This window comes from Fodinibius sp. GM21, assembly GCF_058386955.1.
Genome location: NZ_JBYEIQ010000001.1, coordinates 268,215 through 293,892, shown reverse-complemented (window position 1 = coordinate 293,892; position 25,678 = coordinate 268,215). Strand labels below are relative to the sequence as shown.

The 25,678-nt window shown below is 42.1% G+C and carries 20 protein-coding genes; 6 read left to right on the top strand and 14 right to left on the bottom strand.

Features of this window, described 5'->3' with window-relative positions; all coding sequences use genetic code 11:
• The first annotated feature begins 62 nt into the window (after positions 1-62).
• Together ACT3IB_RS01170 and ACT3IB_RS01165 are read left to right on the top strand one after the other, a co-directional pair.
• Entirely contained in the window at positions 63-707 is a 645-nt protein-coding gene (locus tag ACT3IB_RS01170; protein WP_491537186.1) for a class I SAM-dependent methyltransferase, read from the top strand.
• A 110-nt stretch (positions 708-817) separates the two neighbouring features.
• The gene (locus ACT3IB_RS01165; protein ID WP_491537185.1) at positions 818-1,159 is read left to right on the top strand and encodes a cupin domain-containing protein; all 342 of its coding nucleotides are present in this window, start codon (positions 818-820) and stop codon (positions 1,157-1,159) included.
• Positions 1,160-1,281: 122 nt separating this feature from the next.
• Here ACT3IB_RS01165 and ACT3IB_RS01160 read toward each other — a convergent pair whose 3' ends face one another.
• Positions 1,282-2,016, bottom strand: a complete 735-nt coding sequence (locus tag ACT3IB_RS01160; protein WP_491537184.1) for a hypothetical protein — start codon at positions 2,014-2,016, stop codon at positions 1,282-1,284.
• A gap of 133 nt (positions 2,017-2,149) precedes the next feature.
• Entirely contained in the window at positions 2,150-3,307 is a 1,158-nt protein-coding gene (locus ACT3IB_RS01155; RefSeq protein WP_491537183.1) for a hypothetical protein, read from the bottom strand.
• A 303-nt stretch (positions 3,308-3,610) separates the two neighbouring features.
• Here ACT3IB_RS01155 and ACT3IB_RS01150 point away from each other — a divergent pair, with 303 nt between their 5' ends.
• The 3 genes from ACT3IB_RS01150 (at position 3,611) to ACT3IB_RS01140 (ending at position 6,348) form a co-directional block, all read left to right on the top strand.
• Positions 3,611-4,108, top strand: coding sequence for a hypothetical protein (locus ACT3IB_RS01150; protein ID WP_491537182.1), 498 nt, complete (start codon positions 3,611-3,613; stop codon positions 4,106-4,108).
• Positions 4,109-4,275: 167 nt separating this feature from the next.
• Positions 4,276-5,088 carry a transporter family protein gene (locus ACT3IB_RS01145; RefSeq protein ID WP_491537181.1) on the top strand — a complete coding sequence of 271 codons (813 nt, stop codon included), beginning with the start codon at positions 4,276-4,278 and terminating at the stop codon, positions 5,086-5,088.
• A 195-nt stretch (positions 5,089-5,283) separates the two neighbouring features.
• Positions 5,284-6,348, top strand: coding sequence for a flavin monoamine oxidase family protein (locus ACT3IB_RS01140; protein WP_491537180.1), 1,065 nt, complete (start codon positions 5,284-5,286; stop codon positions 6,346-6,348).
• 6 nt (positions 6,349-6,354) lie between these two features.
• Here the strand turns inward: ACT3IB_RS01140 and ppsA are convergent, their stop codons facing one another.
• From ppsA to ACT3IB_RS01095, 9 genes are all read right to left on the bottom strand, one after another.
• Positions 6,355-8,802, bottom strand: coding sequence for a phosphoenolpyruvate synthase (gene ppsA / locus ACT3IB_RS01135; protein WP_491537179.1), 2,448 nt, complete (start codon positions 8,800-8,802; stop codon positions 6,355-6,357).
• Between the two features lie 236 nt (positions 8,803-9,038).
• Positions 9,039-10,112, bottom strand: coding sequence for an acyl-CoA reductase (locus ACT3IB_RS01130; protein ID WP_491537178.1), 1,074 nt, complete (start codon positions 10,110-10,112; stop codon positions 9,039-9,041).
• A 63-nt stretch (positions 10,113-10,175) separates the two neighbouring features.
• Positions 10,176-11,231, bottom strand: coding sequence for a LuxE/PaaK family acyltransferase (locus ACT3IB_RS01125; RefSeq protein WP_491537177.1), 1,056 nt, complete (start codon positions 11,229-11,231; stop codon positions 10,176-10,178).
• Between the two features lie 53 nt (positions 11,232-11,284).
• Complete coding sequence (gene purB, locus ACT3IB_RS01120; protein ID WP_491537176.1) at positions 11,285-12,580, bottom strand: adenylosuccinate lyase; 1,296 nt, start codon at positions 12,578-12,580, stop codon at positions 11,285-11,287.
• Positions 12,581-12,699: 119 nt separating this feature from the next.
• A complete protein-coding gene (locus ACT3IB_RS01115) occupies positions 12,700-14,187 on the bottom strand; it encodes a M48 family metalloprotease (RefSeq protein ID WP_491537175.1) in 1,488 nt (495 codons plus the stop codon).
• A gap of 75 nt (positions 14,188-14,262) precedes the next feature.
• On the bottom strand, positions 14,263-16,164 hold the full coding sequence (locus ACT3IB_RS01110; RefSeq protein ID WP_491537174.1) for a DUF2779 domain-containing protein: 1,902 nt from the start codon (positions 16,162-16,164) through the stop codon (positions 14,263-14,265).
• Positions 16,151-17,203, bottom strand: coding sequence for a UDP-N-acetylmuramate dehydrogenase (murB, locus tag ACT3IB_RS01105; protein WP_491537173.1), 1,053 nt, complete (start codon positions 17,201-17,203; stop codon positions 16,151-16,153). The genes ACT3IB_RS01110 and murB overlap by 14 nt, the downstream gene beginning before the upstream one ends.
• A gap of 30 nt (positions 17,204-17,233) precedes the next feature.
• Complete coding sequence (locus ACT3IB_RS01100) at positions 17,234-18,604, bottom strand: hemolysin family protein (protein ID WP_491537172.1); 1,371 nt, start codon at positions 18,602-18,604, stop codon at positions 17,234-17,236.
• Positions 18,605-18,731: 127 nt separating this feature from the next.
• Complete coding sequence (locus tag ACT3IB_RS01095) at positions 18,732-19,172, bottom strand: single-stranded DNA-binding protein (protein ID WP_491537171.1); 441 nt, start codon at positions 19,170-19,172, stop codon at positions 18,732-18,734.
• A gap of 192 nt (positions 19,173-19,364) precedes the next feature.
• On the opposite strand from ACT3IB_RS01095, the gene ACT3IB_RS01090 reads away from it, so the two are divergent.
• Positions 19,365-21,116 carry a DUF2207 domain-containing protein gene (locus tag ACT3IB_RS01090; protein WP_491537170.1) on the top strand — a complete coding sequence of 584 codons (1,752 nt, stop codon included), beginning with the start codon at positions 19,365-19,367 and terminating at the stop codon, positions 21,114-21,116.
• Here the strand turns inward: ACT3IB_RS01090 and ACT3IB_RS01085 are convergent.
• The 3 genes from ACT3IB_RS01085 to ACT3IB_RS01075 form a co-directional block, all read right to left on the bottom strand.
• Positions 21,113-22,798, bottom strand: a complete 1,686-nt coding sequence (locus tag ACT3IB_RS01085; protein ID WP_491537169.1) for an acyl-CoA dehydrogenase family protein — start codon at positions 22,796-22,798, stop codon at positions 21,113-21,115. The two genes, ACT3IB_RS01090 and ACT3IB_RS01085, sit on opposite strands and share 4 nt — an antisense overlap.
• Before the next feature lie 152 nt (positions 22,799-22,950).
• On the bottom strand, positions 22,951-24,144 hold the full coding sequence (locus ACT3IB_RS01080; RefSeq protein WP_491537168.1) for a phosphoglycerate kinase: 1,194 nt from the start codon (positions 24,142-24,144) through the stop codon (positions 22,951-22,953).
• Between the two features lie 48 nt (positions 24,145-24,192).
• Positions 24,193-25,656, bottom strand: a complete 1,464-nt coding sequence (locus ACT3IB_RS01075; RefSeq protein WP_491537167.1) for a hypothetical protein — start codon at positions 25,654-25,656, stop codon at positions 24,193-24,195.
• Positions 25,657-25,678 lie beyond the last annotated feature (22 nt).

Genomic DNA, 25,678 nt, shown 5'->3' with positions numbered 1-25,678 from the left:
GTTGGTATTAAACAACACATTGCTTTATACTGTTTTTTAAGCGGAATTAAATTTCACGAATAATGACAGCATTCAATTTTAATAAGTTTATAAAACACGGATACTTCATTATTCTGGTGCTTTTGGCAACAGCCTCTCTTTCCTGTGCCCAAGCCCCTGGAAATCAATCCGACGTCGATTGGCTGATTGATGTTCTTGATATCCAAAGTGGATCAATTGTCGCTGATATAGGAGCAGGCGACGGTGACCAGACGGTGCCCATCGCCCAACATATCGGTTCTGAAGGTACTATTTTCAGCACCGAACTGGGAGCAGAATCAGTTAAGCAATTAAGACAATCCGTTGCAAATACCGACTTCAACAATATAACGGTACTCAAGGGACATCCTGATCGGACAAACCTCCCCGAGCAATGTTGTGAGGCCATCTTTTTGCGACACGTCTACCACCATATCACCAATCCCAAAGCCTTTAACAGCAGCCTGTTGACATCTCTTAAACCTGGTGGCCGATTGGCTATTATTGACTTTATGCCGCGTGGATCCGAAGCTGATCCGGGTGGACGAGCATCCGGCAACCAACATGGGGTAACAATAGAAACAGTCACCAAAGAGCTCACACAAGCAGGTTTTTCTCTCATGAGTTCAAAAGAGGGATCCGGAAGAGATATCTACGTGGTATTGGAAAAACCGACAGGCAACTCCTGAGGTTTTATTTTAAAATAAAATTCCTCAATGCTTCCTATATTTCTTTTCCCGTTCGGTTTTTCTAATTAGATTGCATGTATAAATGCCCACCAAACGAACGGAGGTTGACGATGAGTTACGGACATGTAAAACCAGGAGATCCGATCAACCTGCAAACACTGCGCGAAGAGTTAAATGTGGATACTTCATATGCGTTGGTAAAAACCGATCGCATGGAGGTCATTCGCATGGCACTGCCCGAAGGCAAAACGGTTGAAGAGCATTCGGTTGATAGTGAAATATCGGTCTTATGCCTGAAAGGGAAAATATATTTTGATATAGATCATGAAGCACAAACCCTAACACCTGACGATTGGCTTTACTTAAATGCCGGCCAACCATATTCTTACAGCGTTAAAGAGGAAACTATTTTGTTGGTTACCATTGTGTTCAAAAAGAAACAGTCTCGTTAAGACTCTTTTTTAAGCTTAAACAATATAATTAAGGTTACCCAGTTTATTTTTGGGATTTTTACAAAGCCTTAGCCAAATCTGCAATAATGCACCACATCGCTGCGGGCCATAAAAGATGCAATTTAATGAACATTCAAATTCCCTTGATAGACCGCTATAGCATATCCTCTTGGCAAGTGGTCTGGCTCGTCACAAGGAGACACTGAAGAATTAAAAAGGCGGTACTGCAATCGGTCAGCTTCAGTTTTTTTGCCTTGACCGTTGTCTTGTAGTGAGAATAGAAAACAATCTTGGGTTACTGTTCCATCCGTAACTTCACCACCAAAGAATAGTTCATTACCTTCTCGGCCTTTCTCTATCCAGGTGACTCCCCCTTTAAAGTGTATGCCTTCATATACACCTAATCCTGCAAAACTGACAGAGCCTTTTACCCATTTTTTTGCTTGTGCATCAAATTGCAAATAAAAATCACGGGCCGGTCGATTTTCGCTATAATCTCGGCCATCATGACCACCGTCATGGCCACCTTCATCATGGTCATCGCCACAATTGCCATCATCCGCCTCACCCCAGATGTCATTATTAGTTTCATGGTCCCCACCACAGTCTCCGTCATCGTGACCACCGTCATTACTATTTTCACCGTGATTCCCACCGTCTTGACATCCTTCCCAGAGGGCAGAAAATTCGCCGGTAGCTTTTCTGCCATTCCATGGATTTCCTAAAACAATTTTCGGATTTTTAATTTCTATAAATCTTACCTCATCTTGGATTGTTGTATTTCCCGCTGGATCTTCACATCCAACTAATAATCCAATAATCATAACCATTAACCCAAATACATAAATTCTTATCATTGTTTTGCCTCTTGCATATTTTAATTAAAGTACCGGCCATCCTTATTTTTTATAATAAAAACAGCCGGCGAACCCAGAATAAAGATTCTTTTTAAATAACTTAATACAGTACAATTAATATATACCTGCTTTTTTAACGAGTATTGCTAGCATTCAATAACGAGGGCGCTTCATTATCATGGATATAGTTAATTACTTTTCGTGAATCCTCACTCGCTTGGGTATACACAGCTATACTTCCACTTCCGCTATAATCTATTCTGTTAAAAACTTTTTCATAGACATTAACTATCTGTAATTCATAAACGCCCGGGGTAATTTCTACCAATACAGTTACATATGTCTCTTCAAAAGTATCTGAACGATCATAGGAAAAGGAACTAAAATCGATATATTCAATGCCATTATCTTCGATTGTTCCCTCTATTTGCAATATAACATGGGTATAAATGATTTTGTCTATGGTCATCGGAACGGTTTTGTCTGTTGCACCAGCGACAAAACTTTTCGCAATCAACATATCAGCACCATCCGGAGCAGTATCATCGTCAAACATTGATTCTAGTCCATGCTCAACAGTTACTCCTGGTTTGAGGCTAACATTCAGACTTCCGTTGTTCATCAATTCTTTGTAAAGCGCTAGATTTTCTCTGGGAGCATCAGTCGTTTTAGATATACCGTCAGTAATGGTAACTAAACGCCCAGCCGCATCAATAGTTATTTTATCGGCCTGTTCAAGGTAACTCACCTCACCTAGCCCGCGTTCAATAACAGGACTGGGGGATCGAACAACATTCATTCGACCTAGTTCAACCTCGATGGCATCTTCTTCATTAATGAGATGTCCTTCTTCATCCAAGGGTAAAGGATTTCCATCAGCATCCACCGGTTGTTGATAACCTTCTTCTGTTAAAATAGGAACACCATTATCATCGCGGAGAATGACATACATGTCGCCGTAAAGATCTCCCTTTTTTCCACCACCAACACCTTTGTTACCACCACTACCGTTGCCGTTGCCACCGCCATTTCCTATACCTCCTCCATTACCATTGCCTTTACCTTGGTTTGCCTTAAGAGATATATCTTCTCCCATATTTGTTATTTCAACCAATTCTGTAGATGATAATGCAGAATCCTCATTTGCTATATCAGTTGGATTATCGCATGACCATACGAACAGAAGTGCCAATAGCGTTATAAAAACATAAATTTTAAAGATTTTCATTTTATCGCCTCTATTATTTGAATGATTATTATTGAACTCATCCCGAATCATGAGTTTTTTCATCTTTATGCCTGTGAATTTAAGTTCACATTTAAACCTACCTTATTCGATGTCCCACCCCTCAGAGGAATTGCCCCCCAAGCATTTAGTCTATTTCCCACCCACCTTGTAGTGTTTACTCTTTAACTAAGTAGGATTAAACAGCGCTTTTTTAAATCTCATAATTATTTCCCCCACAAAGACTTGTAGCATTTATGCACATCTGATTAAGGGGAACTTGCTCATTTAACCAGAAACAGAGTTACGATAATACAAATGCAGTTTAATGCTAAAACCCCTTACAAGGGAATAACTTAGGAGAGTATTATGAAAACACTGAAAATTATAACGTCTGCTATGCTAATGTGCTTTATAACCATTAGCGGTGTTATTGCCCAGCAGACCGGCCAACAACAACAGCAAATGCAGCAAAAAATGCAGCAGCAGATGGAACAAACCCAAAAGATGATTCAAAAAATGAATCATCTCATGGAACGTACTCATAACATCAATAAAGAGATGAACCAACAGATGAACCGTAACATGCAACAGGTTCAAAACGAGCAAATGCAGAATCAGTATCGCAATATGTACCGATTCAGCGAACAGCTTGGGCTTACGTTAGGTAATCTCAAAAATGCTGCAGAACGGTGTGACTTGATGTTACAAGATCGAGATATGCAACGCGATCGAGATATGCAACGTGACATGGACCAACTCCATCAGCACCTGAATGATATGACTGGTCAGGCCGAAGACGCGGTAAAAACTTTGGAACGATTAACCGAACGCCTGCGAGACCGACAATCTCAAGCAACCAATTGATTGAATAAGAAATAGTCGGTTAACACAGTTGGTTCTTAACATTAACCTTGAGAAACCGTCCCATGCCAGATTTTAAACTAATAATATTCATCATATTTAATTCAATCCTGTTTGGGACTTTAAATGCCGGTTGTTTACACGCACAAAACCTGAATTATACAGGTAATATGCAATATTCAACCGGCACTTATTTTTTTGCAGAATCAACCGAAAGCTTTTCACTTGTTAACGGATTGGGATGGTCAGAAGATTATCTTACTGTTTCTGTAAATGTGCCGTTCATTGTTCAAAATTCTCCGTGGATATCCTACGGTATTGCTGGATCTTTGCCAACCGGCGGACCGGAACATAAAACCGTACGTGATTCATCGGCCAGCCGGGGATCTAAAGGTCAGGGTGGAAAGCAAAATATGATGAGTGCCTGGTCATCAACTAACAATCCCTATCAGTTGCAAGAAGAGGATGTTATTATGGCTGACACCAACTCATATACCCAATCAAGTTTCGGGGATCCAAACCTGTATACAAATGTTAGATTATATTTTTCTGATACAGGAGAAACAGCTCTCTGGCTAAATACCGGTATTAAATTTCCCTTTGCAGATGCCAACAATGGATTCGGTACAGGAGAATGGGATTACGGTATCGGCATATCTGCATCACAGCATTTTGCGGGATTTTTCTTCATTGCTGACGTTATGAAGTGGTGGTTCGGCAACCTGCCTGAGTTAGAGCTTCAAAATCCATTTAGCTACAGCTTGGGTATTGGCAAAACATTCGGTGGCGGTGACTGGTTGGTGAATGGCTCTTTCGACGGATATACTGAAATTATTGACAATTATGATCCGCCAATGAATGTAGGTTTGGGAGTGGGCTATTTTGCAACGGATTGGCTTTCATTGAATAGTTCGTTCTCTGTTGGACTTGCTGAATCTTCCGCGGATTTTTCTGCCGGATTTGGATGGAGCATTAAGCTATAAACCGATAACTACAAAAACTACTTAATCGCGTCGCCGCGGAACGTTTCCTATCTTCTTTCCTTTTTTAATTTTTTATTTTCTTCCATTTACAAATCCCTTCGTAACGTAAATCTTATTATTCTCCCTCAATATTTGCTTTAGAACTTTTTGCGACTCAAGGAGTTTAAGTATTTTAATTTATAAGCATGACTATTTATGAAAACTTCAGACATCATCATTCTCGGCGGAGGTTTATCGGGTCTGACCATAGCCTATCTGCTTAAGCAAGAAGGAATTTCATCAACCATTTTAGAAGCCCGTAATCGATTAGGCGGACGCATTCATACCCTATCCACCAAAGATGGTGGACCTGTGGAAATGGGCGCCACATGGCTGGGCAAAAAACATAGCCATTTGGTTAAATTATTAGAGGAGTTGGATATCGATATTATTCAACAATTTATGGGTAATAAGGGATATTATGAGCCCATGTCGGTGTCTCCGCCCCAACTTGTAGAACTTCCTGCTAATGAGGAGCCTAGTTATCGCATAAAAGATGGAACCAAGACAATTATCCATACTCTGGAAAATCATCTTAATCAAAAGCAGATTAAGGTTAACCATCAAGTAACTTCCATCCGAAAAGATAATACCTCGCTGATCATTAACACTTCTGATGGGCGATTTGAGGCTGACTTTGTAATTAACACACTGCCTCCCAAGTTGCTTGTGGATACGATCTCAATGACCCCCTCTCTGCCCAATCGGTTCTCTGAAATTGCCCGCAATACTAACACCTGGATGGCGGAATCCATTAAAGTTGTTCTTACTTTTAAACAGCCGTTTTGGCGAAATAACCATTCAAGCGGAACAATTTTCAGTAACGTAGGCCCCGTTACAGAAATGTATGATCACTCTCAACCTGCCCTTTCATTTTATGCGCTCAAAGGTTTTATGAATGAATCTTACCATACCGTTTCCGAAAAAGAGCGTAAAACATTGGTTCTGGAACAATTGCGTCGATTTTATGGGGACAAAATCGATACATTCAAACAGTACCACGAGACAGTCTGGAAAGACGAGCCTTTCAGCTATGCCGATTATGAAAACAATATCATCCCCCACCAACATAACGGGCACCCGACCTTTCAAGACAGCTATCTCGATGATCGACTCCTAATTTCAGGCTCAGAAACCGCCACCCAATACCCCGGATACATGGACGGTGCTGTGGAAAGTGCTCGACGTTCTGTTCAGCAACTCAAAAAACAGCTCTCGTAATCATATTTATTCGGATGCATGACTCATAATATTTTTTTCGAGTTTACTGATTGAATGCAGTGTTTTCAACATCGAATCGGGGGTAACTGAAATGGTATCTATCCCATTGGATACTAAAAACTCCGCAAAATCAGGAAAGTCTGACGGCCCCTGCCCACAAATACCAACTTTAGTGCCCGTTTTACGCGCTTTCTCAAGCAGCATCAAAATCATGCGTTTGACTGCCATATTTCGCTCATCATAGATGTGGGCTACCAGCGACGAATCACGATCAAGTCCTAGGGTGAGTTGGGTTAAATCATTAGATCCAATAGAAAAACCATCGATATATTGGGCGAATTCTTCAGCCATCATAATATTGGAAGGGAGCTCTGCCATCAGATATACCTCGAGCCCGTTTTCACCGCGTTTTAAACCATATTCGGCCATAGTTTCCAATACCTTTTCCAGTTCCTCAGGCGTTCGACAGAATGGAATCATCACCGTAATATTTGTCAAGCCATACTCATCACGCACCCGTTTTATGGCTTTGCATTCTAAACCAAAAGCCTCTTTATAGGAATCCGAATAATAGCGCGAGGCTCCCCGCCAACCAATCATCGGATTTTCTTCTTCCGGCTCAAAATGGATACCGCCTACCAGATTGCGATACTCATTGGATTTAAAGTCGGAGAACCGAACAATCACTTGATTAGGATAAAATGCAGCACCGATGTGAGCTATGCCGTATGAGAGTTTTTTGATGAAAAAATCTGCTTCATCCTCATATCCAAACGTAATCTCTTCAATTCTTTTTGATAGATCTTCATCTCCAATTTCACGGTGATGCAGCAGGGCCAGCGGATGGGCATTAATAAAATTATTGATAATGAATTCCTCTCGGGCCAACCCAACACCCGCATTAGGCACCTTGCTGAATTTGAAAGCCATATCGGGTGATGCTACATTGAGCATAATAGGCGTTTGGGTCGTCGGTAAATCAGAAAGACGATGATTCTTCTCCTCGAATGCAATAGCTCCATCATACACCTTGCCGGTACTTCCCTCGGCACAAGAAACCGTAACCGTGGTCCCGTTTTCTAAAATTTTCGTTGCATTTTCGGTACCCACCAAGGCCGGTATTCCCAGCTCGCGGGCTACAATAGCTGCATGACACGTCCGCCCACCTTTATTGGTAACAATGGCTGATGCTTTCTTCATCAACGGCTCCCAATCCGGATCGGTCATTTCTGTAACTAGCACTTGCCCGGCCTTAAATTCTGCCTCATCAGTCGAGCCGTCTCGACCATCGAGGGTGTGAATGGTTTTTACCTCTCCACAACCAATACGATCGCCCACGGCTATACCCTCTATCATAAGCCGCTCATGGCGATTTTCATCTTTGATATGAAACTCTGTTAAGCTGTCTACTTTTTGATTTGAATGAACAGTCTCGGGACGAGCCTGTACAATAAAAAGCTGATCCGAAAGTCCATCATAAGCCCATTCTACATCTACGGGGGTCCACCGGCCATTTCGTTCCGTATAATAATTTTCGATTTCAACAACCCATTTGGCAAGTTGCAACGCCTGAGCGTCATCCAAACAGAACGAACGTTGCTGTGATTCTTCCAAACTCAGCTTTTTCGTCAGCTCATTTGGTTTATGTCCATAAGCCAGCTTATGAGTTTTATTTCCCAGCTTCTTCTCGATGATTGCATGCTTCCCCTGAGCCAACGTGGGCTTAAAAATGATAAATTCATCGGGTGACACTTCGCCCTGCACCAGCAGTTCGCCCAATCCAAAAGTTCCATTAATAACAACTACATTTTCAAAACCACTTTCCGGATCCAAGGAAAACGAAACGCCGGAAGCGCCCAAATCCGAACGAACCATTTTTTGAACGCCCACCGAAAGCTTCGCCTCCATATGATCAAACCCCGCCGACGTTCTATAAGAAATGGCTCGGTCTGTGAATAGAGAAGCAAAACAAGCCTTGACAGAATTGAGCACATTATTAGCCCCACGGACATTCAGAAAAGAATCCTGTTGTCCTGCAAACGAAGCATCGGGCAAATCTTCCGTGGTGGCAGAGGAACGAACGGCAACATCAGTCGCATCCTTTCCATATTTTTGAGAGAGTTCTAGATAACGTTGTTTGATTTCCTGCCGCAGCTCTTCTTCAAATTCGCCGTCAAGAATTAACTGACGTATATGCATTCCCGTTTTACGCAGTTGCACAAGATCGTCCACATCCAACTGATTAATGAGCCTTCGAATCTCTTTGGTAAGTCCATTTTGCTGCATATACTGATCGTAGGCTTCTACAGTTAAGACAAACCCATCAGGCACATGAATACCACGTTCAGTTAGATTTCCTATCATCTCTCCCAGTGAGGCATTTTTCCCACCCACCAAGTTAACCATGTCCATATTTACTTCTGCAAGATCCCGAATAATAGTATTGGTAGCCATTCTCTCATTGTTTTTTATTCGTAGAGGAGATTGCCATCAACCATCTTCCTCATATTTTTTTGATACGTGTAGCCCCAGGAACTCTCTTCTTTTTGGAGGCGGTCAGAAATCCGTAATACAATATTATGTTAGATCTGCAATATTGTCTTAATGATAATAGCTGACAAAAACACGCAATTATTATATTGCTCAAATTCTGTTTATCACGCAAGTATTTTTTAGCAAGCAGGTAAAATTTAATCCTGAAGCCAAACCAATGTATCCACTCCGTCGGGCCTCCAGGATAATGAAGGCTGCTGGGCATTCTGCAATACCTCTACTTGCTGCTCTACCCCGTCAATGGCTGATTCAGAATCAGTCACATACATACTCTGCAGCTGTTCATCGAACTGTTCTGCAAGCGACACAACCGTTGATTCATCACCCGGTACCCAATAGCAGATAAAATCCTGATCCAGCTCCAATCCTTCGTCTTGCAACAAAAAGCACTCTAGCCATAATTGCGGGCGTTCAATTGCTTCGTTGTAGGCAAACTGCTGCTTTAGTTTTGGGGATGGATACGCATGTTGGGGATTTTTGAACCAAAATTGTTTTACTTGATAGGCAAGCTTTTCCCTAATTTCCTCAAGCCCAAATGGAGATACCACCACCGCTACTGATCGACACCCCATTCCGCCATATCGCAATATGGCTTCTGTTAAATCATCCAGAGTCTGCTCATCTTTTGTATTAAGATACGCCATCGAAAAGTGGGCAGTACGAATTAAAAAGCGGGTGTTTTCATGTGCCAGTGACAACTTTTCAATAGCCTTTTTAACTCCCGGTACTGATGATTCTGATCCCGCAAAAATAACCGCATCATGCGGCATGCCTTCAAAGTCATCCAAGCGATGAGTCCATTGTACATCCATGTCAGACCACATGCTGGTTTTCTTTACCTCATTTAGAAACGTAGGCAGTAAATACGGGTCCTTGCGCGAAATTTTACCGGTGTACCGTGCTCCGCTCAGCAAGGTAGCAAATGCATCTTGAAATCCAACAAGCGGTATATTTCCCGCATGCAGGCACAACACATTTTGACCGGAATCCTCAGATCCGTCATCTAGTCCTGCACGGTCAATCCAGGCCTCCATCGCAGATCTACTAATACTCTTTTTTATAGCATCAATTGCGAAGTTAACATCCTCAAAGCTGAAATAGCCCTCTCGCACTGTTTGGTCGATAGCATCTTTTAGATACAGATTGTCATCCGACAGCCAGTTTTGGGCCGCTTCAAGTAACGTGTTAATTCGTTTTTGGATATCTGACATGGATTAAATCAATCTTTTAAATTCCAACATAATGCCGAGGATTTTGTTATTACTAAATCCCATTCAATCCTCATCAATTAAAAAATTACAACCGCGCAAGTCTTTGGGATTCCAGCGTCCCAGTACCTGAAATCGACCTTTTTTATCCATAACACCTTTGTCTCCCGTAAGTAAAAACGAACAGCTGTGTACGTTTGCCAGATCAATAACACCAATTAATCCTTCCTGGTATGCCGGTAGAATTTCACCCGGATTCTCGGGATTGCGGATGGTCACCTGCATCCACGGAACGGTGGAAAACCATTTTCCCGAAGCATATGCCTGACTCAATAGTTCTGCCATGCCGTACTCTGAATGTATGCGACTACCGTCCAATCCAAATCCTTTTGACAATCGTCGGTGTAATTTACTGCGGGGTATTTCTCTGCGATGAGTTTTCATTCCACCTGTTTCAATCACAATGCTGTTAGAGGGCAAATTGATATCATCAATTTCCAATAAATCCAGTAATCCGAAGGCCGCGCCAAATAGAATCAACTGTTTTCCCTGTCGCTCCACTTCTTTGATGGCGTTGGGGTTGACAGGCTCATCCAGCGGAAGAAATCGACTCAATCCACTGTTATCCTGATCAATAAGCTTCTGAATCATGTAGATCAGCGAGGAATGCGGGTTGGCAGAATAGCCGGGTGTATAGCCCCAAATTACCGCATTTTCCAAATCATAAAAGTGTTCAAATCCCTTTAGCAGCGACCGATCATAAAGATTAGCATCATTCACCTGGTGAATGCTCCGCTGCATGTCGGAAGTGCCACTGCTTTTAAAAATAAGCTCAGCATCTGTATCCGGATCTGTAGTTACGGAAGTATCTTTGAATGCTTTGATCGGCAGTAATGGAATAGCTGATAGATCATCCTGAACTCGGTTTAGGATTTTTCCCTTTACATTTTTAGCTACAGATTCCGAATCAAGTTCGGGATGACCTGGGGCTGATATGTCATCCAGTGCCAAACAATATCTCCGATACACCGGATTGTGCTCAAATTGATATTCGAAAACCTGTTCCGCTTTTTCTTTAAGCGAAAGTCCATCCGTAAAAATGACATCTAGCCAATTTTTCATAATGATACTAAAAGAAAACCCATCGAACAGTTTTGCTAATTTTAGTCAGTTGTTTATTCCAGACCCACCCGCTTAAAAATACGATCAACGTTTCGGGTGTGGTGATCCAAATCAAAAGCTTCTTCGATTTCTTCTTCGGTGAGCTGTTCCTGCACTGTCGCATCGGCTTCTACCAGATCACGAAACATCGTCTTTTCCTCCCAGGCTTCCATTGCTAGTGGCTGAACCGTGTCATAGGCCTTTTCACGCGACATACCGGTATCAATCAGTTTATGCAGTACGCGCTGGGAAAAGGTCAATCCAAAAGTCTTATAAATATTATCATGCATATTGTCTTCGAAGATCGTCAACTTTTCAACTACACCTGAAAAGCGATTGAGCATGTAATCCAGCAATATAGTTGCGTCGGGCAGGATAATACGCTCAACAGATGAGTGCGAAATATCTCGCTCGTGCCAGAGCGGAATATTTTCGTAGGCCGACATCATGTATCCACGGAGAACGCGCGAGCAACCCGAAATATTCTCCGAACTTACCGGGTTACGTTTATGCGGCATCGAAGATGAGCCCTTCTGTCCTTTTCGGAAAAACTCTTCGGCTTCTCTAACTTCACTGCGCTGCAGATGACGAATTTCCACGGCCATCTTCTCCATGGTTGACCCAATCAGTGCCAAGGTTGAAATATAATCCGCATGACGATCGCGTTGCAAGGTTTGCGTAGAGATAGGCGCTGGGGAAAGTCCCAACTCTTCACAAACAGAAGCTTCTACTTCCGGCGGAATATTGGCAAAAGTGCCAACCGAACCACTCATTTTACCAAACTCTACATTTTTTGCCGCTTTCTCGAAACGCTCCAGATTACGTTTCATCTCGGCATACCACAGCGCACATTTAAGTCCGAAGGTAGTAGGTTCGGCATGCACGCCGTGCGTACGTCCCATCATCACAGTATACTTGTGCTTTTTAGCCTTTTCTGCCAGCACATCAATGATATGTTGAATATCTTTTCGCAGGATTTCGTTGGCCTGCTTCAGGCGTAAACCGTTGGCAGTATCCACAACATCTGTAGAAGTAAGTCCGTAATGCACCCACTTTTTCTCTTCGCCGAGCGACTCCGAAACCGATCGCGTGAATGCTACAACATCATGACGTGTCTCCTTTTCGATCTCTTTAATCCGGTCTACATCAAATGACGCCTTTTTGTAAAGTTTTTCGACATCTTCTTTGGGGATCTTTCCAAGCTTGCTCCATGCGTTACAAGCAGCCAGTTCGACCTCTAACCAAGCTTGAAATTGGTTTTCCAGCGACCAGATATCGGCCATCTCTTTACGGGAATATCGCTCAATCATTGCTAAAAAATTTGGGCTGTAATTAAAAAGAAAGTTCGCCCAAAGATATCGGATTTTTTAACAAAAGTAAGAAGTTATGGGTAATAAGTTATCAGCAATATTCCATATAGCTTTACAGATTATCGGCGTGGAATTTTAATCCAGCTACCCTGTTCAACACTAGCTTCTAAAGCTACCTGATTAAGAATTGCCACATCCTCAGCTGTAATATCCATTGGTAAATTATCCACAAATGATGACAAAGGCTGAGACCGATCTACCTTTTGTGTTTGCAGACGGACAGGCTTTCGATTTAGTTTTTCCTGATCGGTAAGTTCCGCAAACGAATAGCTTGTCTTTTCAAAAAGCGGTACATAATCATCAAATTTTTGTGCCAGACTGTAATTGGTAAACCGATAGATATTACCATTATATGTTACTGCATAAACCAAAAACTTGTACTTCGTTCCATCCTCAGCGGTAGCTATGGCAGTAGCCTCATATCCCTTTAATCCATTTTGCTGAATAGACTGTTGAGACTGTATGGTAAATCCATCCTGGGACACATAATTGATCACCGATGCATTAGGCGAATCCGCTTCATTATCAATCTGCATAAGCGAGATAGCATCCTGATTTTCGTTAACTGCCGCTACCAATGTAGGCTGATTGATAATCTCCCAGGTATCGGGATAATCAAATTGAAATTTTAAATCCGGATGATAAAAGTTACCGTCTTCAGTAAATCCTTCCCGTGGATTTTGACCATAAATCATTCCATCTATTACATTCATGTACTTATCTGCATTTTCAATATTCTGCTGATACCCTTTTTGCTGCCATTGCTGTGCCAACTCCGGTATACGCTTGGCACGTTCCGAAGGATCAGGATGTGATGATTGCCAGCTTGGGATACTTTGTCCCGATTGTTCTGATATTCGTTCAAGTGCTGAAAAGAAACCTGCACCATCTCCAGCCTGATATTGTTTCATCGCTGCATATTCTACCCCCAGTTGATCGGATTCACGTTCATCATCCCGTCCATAACTCAAAAATAAAAACTGAGCTGCTTGACTTCCTAATTGAAGAACACTTTGTCCGGGCACGCCCAACAACTCTTCACCGGCAACAGCTCCGCCGATAAGAGCAATCTGTCCCAACTGCTGCTCGAATGCCCGTTGTGACGCATGACGTGCCGCCACATGGGCAATTTCGTGACCCAGTACGACTGCAAGTTGTGCTTCGTTTTTAAGATGGGCCAATAATCCGCGCGTGACGTAAATATAGCCGCCTGGCAGTGCAAACGCATTCACTACCGGGCTATTGAGCGCTCGAAAATAGAACTCTGTATTCCGATACTTCGGATCGGTATCTTCGCGCCGCATGTGACTCACTTCCAATACTTCCTGACCAATACGCTCAACATATTGCTGCACCTGTTCATCCTCATAAACTCCATATTGCTGCTGAATTTGTTTATCAGCCTCTTTTCCAATCTCAAGCTCCTGCTGCCAACTATATCCATAGGCTCTTTTTGAGCCGGTAATCGGACTTTTCTGAACCGTGCACGAGCCAACAAAAAGTATTAGCAATACTGAAGTAAAAAATAATCTTAAAGAAGAAATCATTGGGTTGATGAATTAACGTTCAATGGTCAATATTTATAAATGTACGTAATTTCTAAATGTTCCTGCCACAAAAGTTTAAGCTTGCTCCATCTTTTTCTGCCAGTGTTGGTAAATCATCATCATAGCCAGGGTATCAAGCTCACAATATTTTAGCAACGCATTTTGATAGGCTTCATGCCTTTCAGGGTCCAATTCCTGTGCTATCATTTTGCCATAAACAACCATGGCTTCCGTGCCGCGACGAATGGGTGAATCTCCTGTTTCGGTTAAAATGGAATAGGGATTTCGGGCCCCGCCCTCTCCATTGGACTGCCACCAGATAATTTGATCAAAATTACTGCTTGAATACGGTTTTGAGTAGAGTTTTTTCAAATAAGAACTGTGGCTCATCACCGAACGCAGCACATCCTTAATACTTAGCGAACTCTCCATCTCTCTATTATAATAATAGTTCTTTACGAGACGACTCAAATCTGCAATATAAGGCGGTTGTGAATGAGAAGAATCGTGGCGATTTATAATCTTCTCTATCCAGTCTACAAGCTGATTGGCATCCCTGATTTCATCCTCTTCATGCAGTAATTCCGAGCGAATTGTTTTTAAAGCATTGCGTTCAAAGTTAGAATACTGTACGATAGTACCCTCCTTAATATCCGGAATTAGTTTCAATTTGCGTACCAGTTCATAGTTAGGGTATCCACTTTTAAGATCATCCACCCACTCGCGGTGCTTCCAACTCCCGTCGGGATACAATGTATGACATGAAAACTGAAACAAAACCAAATGATACGGACGCCTTCTTTTACGGACCGGAACGGCATAATTTCCTGCCTCAAAATCCAGGAAGTGCAACGGAAACTGCCAACTTTTTAATTCTTCAAATAATACCGGCCGGATAATCTCCTCGGGAATCTCTTCATCTTTCCCCTTATGAACCTGCAGTGCCTGACGCATCTCTTGGGAAATACGTCCCTCTGAATGAACGACACTTGCTGAACTAAAAATGGTATCAGAAGGAATATCTTTTTGATCATAATTTCCATTGGCAAGTCGCCGATGGGTACCCGGACCAATTAAATCAAAGATATGATTTTCCGATGGATTTCCCTCCGACATCACGGGCAACCAACATTCATTAAATCCACTTTTTTCTCCTTCACTCAATCTCTCCGTTTCAATACGAAACTCGCAACTTTTGCACTTTATCCCAATCTTAGGATCGGGTTTCTCATTCCCAAAAAATACTTTAGCGAAATAATTCAAAGTTTCTTTTAACGTCGTTTTTGGGAGATGTTTTTCAGCCAAATTGTCCCGACTTACCAACCTCTCAACCACTTCGGTTACATCCAATTTGGCCAACAATTCCTGATTGGAAGCATCTATGGATTCAGCTTTGGAACTGTTATCTAACGGGTGTAATAACAAGGGCAAGTTATCGGTATAAGCAGTACTCGACTTTTCCGGCATCACCAGCATCGCCTGAATATGCAGATCGGGATAATTCTTCAGGATCAAATATACCTGATAGGCAAAATCAAGTAGATACTTTTCCCATTTGCTATTTATTTCGCCTTGAGCATCAGTAATTCTGTGTTTGCGAGAATCGAAAGCTTTCGTGCGAATATAAAAAACCGTCAGCTGATTACCGGATTTATGAACAATGGGTAAGCGAGCCATCATCTGTCGATGCTCAAACGTGGCATCAAAAAGCACAACCTCATCCCTCTGTAACAACTTTCGGGTTTTATCAGCTGCTTTTTTTACCTGCTCACCATCTACAAATATTCCTTTGGGATAAATCGATCGGACTAAAGCAGTAAGTAACCTTTTATTGTAGATAGCATGTTCAATATATGGTCGTGACTGCTGGTTTTGGGGATAATCCTGCCGATAATAACAGAGCTTAACCGGACATTCTAGACCGGCACCAAAAAGATGGCGGGTAAAATATTTATCGCGATCGTTAAACCTTGCCATCCGAACTCACAATATTAACTTCCGGAACAAGAGCAATACCGAACTTATCTTTTACTGACTTTTGGATACGATCAGCCAGATTCAAAATTTCTCCGCCTGTGGCTCCTCCATGATTTACAATTACCAGTGCCTGTTGTTTGTAGGTCCCGGTATTACCGATTACTTTTCCTTTCCATCCCGCTTCTTCAATCAGCCAACCGGCGGGGACTTTGGTTTGATGATCTCCCATATCATAGCCCGGCACTTCGGGATACTCTTTTTTGATACGTTTATACTCACTATCTTTGACAATGGGATTTTTAAAAAAGCTCCCGGCATTGCCAAGCGTATCGGGATCAGGCAGCTTGCTATTCCTGATATCAATCACAATATCACTGATATCACGAATCGTTGGTTGATCAATATTCCGTTTATCAAGCTCTGTCTGTATTGCTCCGTAGGAAGTATTTAACTCAGGATTTTTTGTCAGTTTTAAAACCACGTTGGTGACTATAACAACCCCCTTCAACTCTCTTTTAAAAATACTGTCGCGATACCCAAACTCGCAGTGCTTCTTTTCATATTTTCGTGTTTCCCTACCCTCGATATCTACAGCCTCCAACCACTCAAAAACCTCTTCAAGCTCAACGCCGTAAGCTCCAATATTTTGGATGGGAGCTGCCCCTACCGTACCCGGAATAAGCGAAAGATTCTCTATGCCCCCCCAGCCTCGATCCACGCAATAGCGAACCGTTTGATGCCAATTTTCACCCGCACCAACTTTTAACCAGACATAGTCATCCGTTTCTTTTATCGCTTCGCGTCCCTCTATATCGATGTGCAATATCAATCCATCAAAATCATCGGCAAAAAGAACGTTACTACCACCCCCTAGTACTACGATTTCAAGTCCCTCTGTTTTGGGATGTCGTAATATTTCCTTGAGTTGAGATTCCGATTCAATCATTGCAAAATAACGCGCCCTTGCAGAAATATTCAGCGTATTATACGGTTGTAAATCAACATCAGTTTTAACTAATGAATCAAAATCGGTACTCATCTATACGGTATGGTATTTCCTTGCAAAATTTTATGATTTAGAACGATCCTGAACTTTAACACGAAGTTTTTTTACACGATTATTTTTAACAGAATGAATCGTCAGCTCCATATTATTATAGTAAACACGTTCGCCTACATTAGGGATTCGTTCTGTAAGATGATAAACGAGCCCACCGAGCGTTTCATACTCATCATCTTCAGCGGTAAGCTCGATATCTAGAATATCCTCCATATCATCAAGGTCAATCTTTGCATCAAAAACGTAAACGCCACTTTTAAATTTTGTGTATAAACTTTCTTCTACGTCATCATACTCATCCGATATCTCCCCCACAATCTCTTCCAGAATATCGTCCAGCGTAATGAGCCCCTCCGTACCGCCATATTCATCAACTACAATAGCGATATGCGTTTTTTCCTGCTGAAAATCACGAAGCAGGTCATCCACTTTTTTTGTAGATGGTACAAAGAGAGCTTTACGGGCTATTGTGCGCCAATTTATCGTTGTCCGTTCGATATCAGAATTGATATAAGGCAGCACATCTTTGGAATGGATTACTCCCAAAATATTATCCAGGTCATTTTCGTAGATGGGCATGCGAGAGAGCCCCTTTTCACGAATCAGCTGCAATACTTCATTTAAGGAATTATCGGTAGAGACAGCAACTATATTAACTCGTGACGTCATTATCTCTCTAACGGTAGTTGTACCAAATTCGATCACATTTTCGATGATCTCTCGTTCATCACTTCTAATGGATCCCTCCTGCTCACTGACCTCAGCCATCGTCATAATATCCTCGGAAGTCATCTTGCTATCAGGTTTGGGTAATCGTTCCTCCAAACTAAGCGTGCTATTGGCAATAAGACTCGATAGCGGGGTAAGTAGCTTAAATAGTACGTATATGAAAGAGCTTACCTGCCGCGCACTTTTCAGGGGATTATTTATGGCGATAACTTTGGGCGTAATTTCGCTGAGAATTAAAATCATAAACGTCAAGACCACCACTTCCAAGGTATAGACCAAAACCTCAGAAAGCCCAAAATAGGCCACAATATTTCCGGCCACCACGGCAGCCAGAACCGATGCCACAATATTGGCAAACGTATTGCAAATAAGGATTGTAGCCAATAACCGTCGCGGATATGCCAACATCTTGGTTATTTGGCGATCCCTGGAACCCTCTATATCCTGATCTGTTAGCAGATCTTGTTGATTGATTACAGAGAAAAAAGCCACCTCGGCACCCGAAAAAAGAGCGGAAAACAGTAACCCCAAAATGATTATCACGATCTGTATGCTTAGCGCTACAGGATCTATTGTAGAATCAATAAGAACAGATTCCCCTTGCTGGGAAATAAAATCGAAAATAAACAGTAAACTACTCGGGTCGTCCAACTACCTATTTTTAATTTGAAGTTAACTTAAAGCTATTGACTGTAGCCATGCAGTGCAAGAAAAGTAAAAGCGGCAAGGGAATTACCCTGCCGCTTTTGAATGTGTATCTAATGTAATAGGATTATCATTAAAATGGTAAATCGTCGTCAATATCGTCAAAATCTTCATTCAGGTCGACATTGCTCGATACCGGTTGAGAGTTATCAGGCTTGGGAGGTACATCGCCGCCGCTTTCCCCTTTACTGTCAAGCATCGTCATAGTCAACGCTTTTATCTCTGTAGAATAACGCGTTTGACCTTCTTTATCTTCCCACTTTCGTGTTTGGATAGGACCTTCAATATATACCTGTGATCCCTTTGTTAGATATTCCTGACAAATTTCGGCCAATCGTCCCCAGGCCACCACGCGGTGCCATTCGGTGTTCTCTTTCCATTCGCCCTGCTTATCTTTATAACGCTCGGATGTTGCAACAGATAAATTTGCTACAGCTGTGTTGGACTGTGTATACCGTACATCAGGGTCTTGGCCCAATCGGCCGATAATCATTGCTTTATTGAGTGAACTCATAATATTTCCTCATTTATTTTTATTGTTTCGTTCTAAAGGTAAGATATATTTTGGAGGAAATCCTTACAGAAAAATTCTTGGCAAGCCTCTTACCTATTGTTAAATAGGTAAAAATATTATCGTGTATTAAAATTGTTATCTTAGCTAATTAAAGGAAATAACGCAGTATATCCGTAAAGAATAACTTCTGAAATGTCGATTAGAACACTCACACTTTCGATTGTACTCATTCTAATTGGTTTTCTTTCTACTTCGGCAAAGTCATATGAAATTCCTGATGTTCGAGTAGAAGTTACCATTAATAAGGATGGCACTGTTCACATTACCGAACACCTCACCTACGTTTTTGATGGATCTTTTTCCTGGGCAGAATACCAAATTCCGAGACAGGGGTTTTCAACAATTACTGATATCCAGATTCTTGAAAATGGAAAGTCGTATATCAACAAAAACACGGAATCTCCCGGTACATTTAGCGTGTCAAAAAGTGACGAAGCGGTTAAACTTTCATGGTTTTATTCTGCGGAGGATGAAAAACGAACGTTTACTGTTTCATACGTACTCGAAGGTGCGCTAACCATCGGTCCGCAATGGTCGCAATTTTTCTGGAACTTCTTATCAGAAGATAGAGAAAAAACAACGAGTCAGCTGGATATCACTATTCACCTGCCAAAATCAGTTTCAGTCGACTCCCTACACGGTTGGACTCGAGGTCCCAAAGGACAATTTGATCTCCAGAAATCAGCTGGAGTACTCACTGTTAAAGCTTCTAATATTGATGACGACGAATTTGCAAAAGTCAGAACGGTATTCCCGACTACCGTTTTAAATAAGTCGCAGATTTCCAGGACCGATACCCAATTCTCACTAGAACAGGCTCAAAAAGAGGAGCAAACATATCAAGAGCAACGCGATCAACAAATAGAACGCCAGAAGTATCTTTCTGATCTTTGGGAAACACTGAATTATATCATCATTCTGCTGAGTATTGTTGTTTTCTACCTGCTATATCAAAAATATGGAAAGCGACATTCTACCTCCCGTTTTTCATCTACAGAAACAATTATGATACCGGGAAGTATTCGTCCGGCAGCTATTGGTTGGCTCTTGCAGGGACGAAATATCACCAGTAATCTACTTATGGCTACGGTTCTCGATCTGGCCCGAGCGGGATATTTTAACATCCAAGAAGAACTGCCCGAAGAGGGATTTTTAGCAGATAACAAGCCGACATTTTCTGTTAACCGAACAGAACAACCATTGAATGAAGATTTAAAGATATGGGAAAAACAAATTATCACCCTTGTCGAAAAACGTCTCGAAGATGGACATCATAAATTGCATGACATCTTCAAAGGAACTAATACTGAGGTATCCTCATGGTTTAATATGTGGAAAAAAGAATTAAAAGAATATGCATTTGATCAAGGCTGGATTGACAGCCAAAGCTATACCGGCTGCTACTGGAATTTTGCAGTGCAATCATTACTTCTTGTAGCAAGTATCCCGGCACTAATGTATGCAGGGCCGGCTGGATTAATCGCCCTCTTTGTTACCATGTTTGCCCTAATATGTTCTTTTCTGATTATTCGACGCACTCCCGAAGGAGAAGAAGTATATCATGAATGGAGTAACTACAAAGAAGGACTTGAAAATGCCAAGGAACACAGTATCTCATCCGATAAACTGGACAAGCACTTCATCTATGGTCTGGCTTTCGGCCTGGGAAAACAGGAGCTTGAAAATATCATCGCTACAAATACTGATGTCGTACCTGTCATTGCCTGGATTACTTTCAGCTCAAATACCAGCTCGGTAGCAAATGCAGCAAGCAGCTTTTCAACGCTCGGGGCAACGGGCGTGACTTCTTTTCCCGGAACATCCGGTGGAGCCGGCGCTTCTTCCAGTACTGCGGGTGGCGGTGCCTCGGCAAGTGCAGGCTAATACTCCCAGCCAATCAACCTTGTAATCTCATCAACTTCCCGCGGATCTCGTGTGCTAAGAGTACCATTAAAAGTAGCAGCCAGATAATTAAGCGCAATCTCATACCGTTTATCACCATCAGATTGTATTTCTTCAATGAGGAGCGCCATCTGAAAAAGCCGGATTAGTTGCTTAAAAAGTGGTTTGGCAGTAGCTTCAATCCTGTCACGATCATTCCCCTCGCGGATGTCGTTCCATATTGTCTTCGTCTCGGTCAGCTTCTCAGCTATCAGTCCGCCGTATTCAGATGATCGATCAGTTGCTTGTTCAATCATTTCAAAAATGATATTCAGACCCCGGGATTTTTCCGAAGCACGAAGCATATCTAACACAATAATATTTCCCGAACCCTCCCAGATTGGCAATACATTGATATCCCGAAGCAGTTTCGGCATTACAAAATCCTCAATATAGCCATTGCCACCCATCAGTTCCATGCATTCTCTAACACTGTATACGGCATTCTCGGCTGACCACCATTTGGCCATGGGGGTAATCATTCGCAGCAGTTGTTGCTCGTCTTGGTCCCCTTTTTCAGCTGCATCCATTGCCCGCAATCCACGCCAAACCAATAGGAAGTCAGCCAGATATTTTGCTCCCAACTCAAGAAATTTTTCTCTGATAAGAGCATGGTCAATGGCTCGTTTTCCAAAAGTTTTACGATGATTCAGATACTGCCACGCCTCGATAATCGCACGACGGTTCCCTGCCAGAGCTGCAACAGAGTTATAATTCCGAGAAATGTTAATCATCTGAGCCATCATTTTAAATCCCTCCCCTTCTTTCCCAAGCCTTTTTCCGACGGTATCCTCGAATCGGACTTCTGCCGAAGCCATCGAACGCACACCCAGCTTATCTTTCAGACGAACAATCTGCATTGGATTTCGCTCACCATTTGGTAACTGTTTTTCCACTAGGAAAAGCGACAGGCCGCGAGTGCCTTTTTCAAGCGGTCCTGTTCTGGCTAATGCCATAATCACATCTGCATTGACGTTGCTACAAAACCATTTTTCACCATTTAATCGGTATTCATCTCCACTTATTTTATCCGCAGTGCACAAGTTAGCACCTACATCCGATCCACCGGATTTCTCCGTCAAAAACATTGCTCCCGAAAAAAGCTTATTCCCATCTTGTGCTCCTAATTTTGGCAAAAGCCTTTTTTTATCTTCTTTATCGCCATACTGTTCAACCAGATAAGCCGCACCATCTGTCATACAATGTGGACAGTATTGCCCCAGTTCGCTCATTGCATACAGTTGGCCAAGAGCAAAACTCATTTGGTGCCGATTTCCAGTAAACTCTCCTCTTTTTTGTGGATGATATTTTAGATAAAATATTCCTGATTCCGCCGCAATATCCATCAGATCCCAATAAGCAGGATGAAATTCTACTTCATCTATATCTTCTCCAAATTTATTACGCTTCTTTAGGATAGGAGAATTCTTATCCGCCTTTTGAGAAAGTTCATCCATATCAATTGCCGCCGCTGCTCCCAGCTGAAATAATTTTCCATCAAGAAATTGCTTGGCTTTCTCAGAAAAATGCCGGTTGATATAATTACGGAGGATTAAATCAGACGTATAAAAATTTTGGCTGGTTTTAAAATCATCTGTGAGCACTTGGTTTTTCGGGCGTGACATAATGAAACTCTCTTTTTAGGTTTTGATCTAACAAGGTAGTATAAATAAAAAAAGGACGGGAAATCATCCCGTCCCTAAAGCCATCTCCTGAAAGAAATGCTAAAACAAGCTCAGCACGTAGTTCAGGATGATATAATTACTTTCTGAAATTTTTATTTATCAGTGAGCGCAACTACCCCCGGAAGATCTTTTCCTTCCAGGAACATCAAACTGGCCCCGCCTCCGGTAGAAACGTGCGAGACTGCTTCTTCAAGTCCGGCTTGTTTTATGGCTGACGCAGAATCACCCCCGCCAATAATAGTCGTGCCACCGAGCTTTGTAGATTCCGCAAGAGCTTCGGCAACAGTATTTGTCCCCTCAGCATAGTTTGGCATCTCAAAAACACCCATAGGACCATTCCATACGACAGTTTTTGCATTTTTGATGATATTGCCAAAAGAAAGACAGGTCTGCGGACCTATATCTACCCCCATCCATCCGTCTTCGATGCCATCCTCATCAACAACTTTATGCTCGGCATCATTTTTAAATTCTTTGGCCGCAACCGAATCTACAGGCAACACAAAATTGACCCCCTTCTCATCGGCTTTTTGCATTAGTGCTTTCGCTAAATCAACTTTATCATCCTCGACCAGAGAATCACCAATAGGCAGACCCTTGGCTTTATAGAAAGTATAGGTCATACCTCCACCAACAAGTATACTGTCAACCTTATCCAACAGATTTTCAATCACTCCGATCTTATCAGATACTTTGGCCCCGCCCAGGATAGCAACAAATGGACGTTCGGGATTATTAATCGAGTCGTTCAAATACTTAATTTCTTTTTCCAACAGATATCCTGATACAGCCGGCTGTAGAAAACGGGTTACTCCGGCTACAGAGGAGTGTGCGCGGTGACTACTTCCAAATGCATCATTACAAAACAGGTCGCCATGCTCTGCAAGTTGCTTGCAAAACGCTTCGTCATTGGCTTTTTCACCTTTGTGAAAGCGTACATTTTCCAGCAAGACAATTTCTCCGTCCTTGGCCTCTTTAATAACAGTTTTTGCGTTATCTCCGATGCAATCCTTTGCAAAATGGACTTTTGTATCGACCAGCGTTCGCAGATGATCAGCAACAGGCTCCAAACTGAGAGATTTATCTACTTCTCCACCCGGGCGTCCAAGGTGGCTCATAAGAATAAGTTTACCCCCGTTATTTGTTACATAATTGATGGATGGCAATGCCTGTACCATACGATTATCATCACCAATTTTGCCATCTTTTATAGGCACATTGAAATCTACGCGCATCAATACCTTTTTGCCTTCTACCTGTACATCTTCGAGCGTCATCTTATCCATAAGTTGCAGTAATTTTAAGCTGATTAAATAACAATTTTATAGCTGAATTTACCAGCTTATTGAAAGCCGTCCAAACCCGCCATCAAACCATGTAGGATCACCTATTACTTTTTCAGTTCCACGCCCGGTTTGGGTATCTCCATCAAGATCATACGAAATGCCTGCCAGCAAATAAAAGTGCGGGCTAAATCGATAACCAATGGAATATGTAAACCGGGCATTATAATCCCTGACGATGCTGTATGTTCTTCTGAATTCAAAACTCCGCACCCCATTTGGTGCCTTCTCTCCCTGCGGTCGGCTGTACTCGGCATGATACTCCAGTCCGGTTCTAAGTCCTGTATTAACAGGATCATAAAACAGCCTGCTTTTTACGGTGACAGGTTCCTCCAAATAATCGAAGGGAACCCGCTCAAAGCTGTGCCTCCTTAGATCTCCCGGCACTTTTTCTCCCTCCAGGCGATCTCTATCATGCCCATACCAGAGCCATTGTTCCAAAACAAAGGAGTTAATTCTGCCAGTGGCATACAAACCCAGCTGATTCGTAATCTGCCAATTACCAAAATTGAGGTCATAATTAGAATTCAATGTGGGTTTTCTTTTTAATTTTGAAAAGGTTCGTTGGTACGTCAATCCAACGGTAAAAAGAGGATGATTATATTCGACTAATCCCCCTACATAATGGGCCCACTCTTCATCAATAAAGTTACTGGTATCGGCATGCACTTCCACCCTTTTGCGGGAATATGTTTGCACGCCTCCCATAAACTCAACTTTTAACCTATTGGATTGGGAACTGATATATTTCACCGAATACAGTTCCGGACTGTTGGAATACTGGTGAGTAATCTCGTAACGTTTATTCCATTTATTTCGACTGTCTTTTGCTAAATCCTGGACAACATTACTGCCCCAATCCAGTATGCTTGCACTCACTAGCAACATCCCCTTATCAAAGGTTCCGTACCGATAGAATAAGGTAGCATCAAGATCGGCTTTATTTTGGCTTAGGGTATGGCTCACTCCCAAATAATGCTTGTCGGCAATATTTCGAGTATAACCGAGATGAAACAGGAATCGATCAGTACGAATGTTTTCTGCATGATATCCATCAATGGATAGCTGGTTCTTATCATTAAAAGTAATATCACTTTTAATCGTATTTTCGACCGCAAATTCCGTGGCGTTTAAACTACCGGTTGACATTCGATAGGCATGCTCGGATTGTTCAAATTCATAATCCTGAAACAACGTAAAACCATATGTAATTAGATCCAGGTTATGTTCAGGACTCATTTCATTGAGATGCTCGCGAAACAATCCACGATTAAAATGAGTCCCGCCATAATTATGCGAACGGTCTAGCATAAAATTACGAGTACGCTGCTCCCATTCCAGTAACGTAGCTGAAGATGTTGAATCCTGCCCGTTGGCAGTATCAAATGAGAAAAGATGCATAAAAATTACCGAGATACTCAATAATGCTAATCTCGAAAGAAACCACTTGTCCATTAATGATAGTCGAAATTAAATG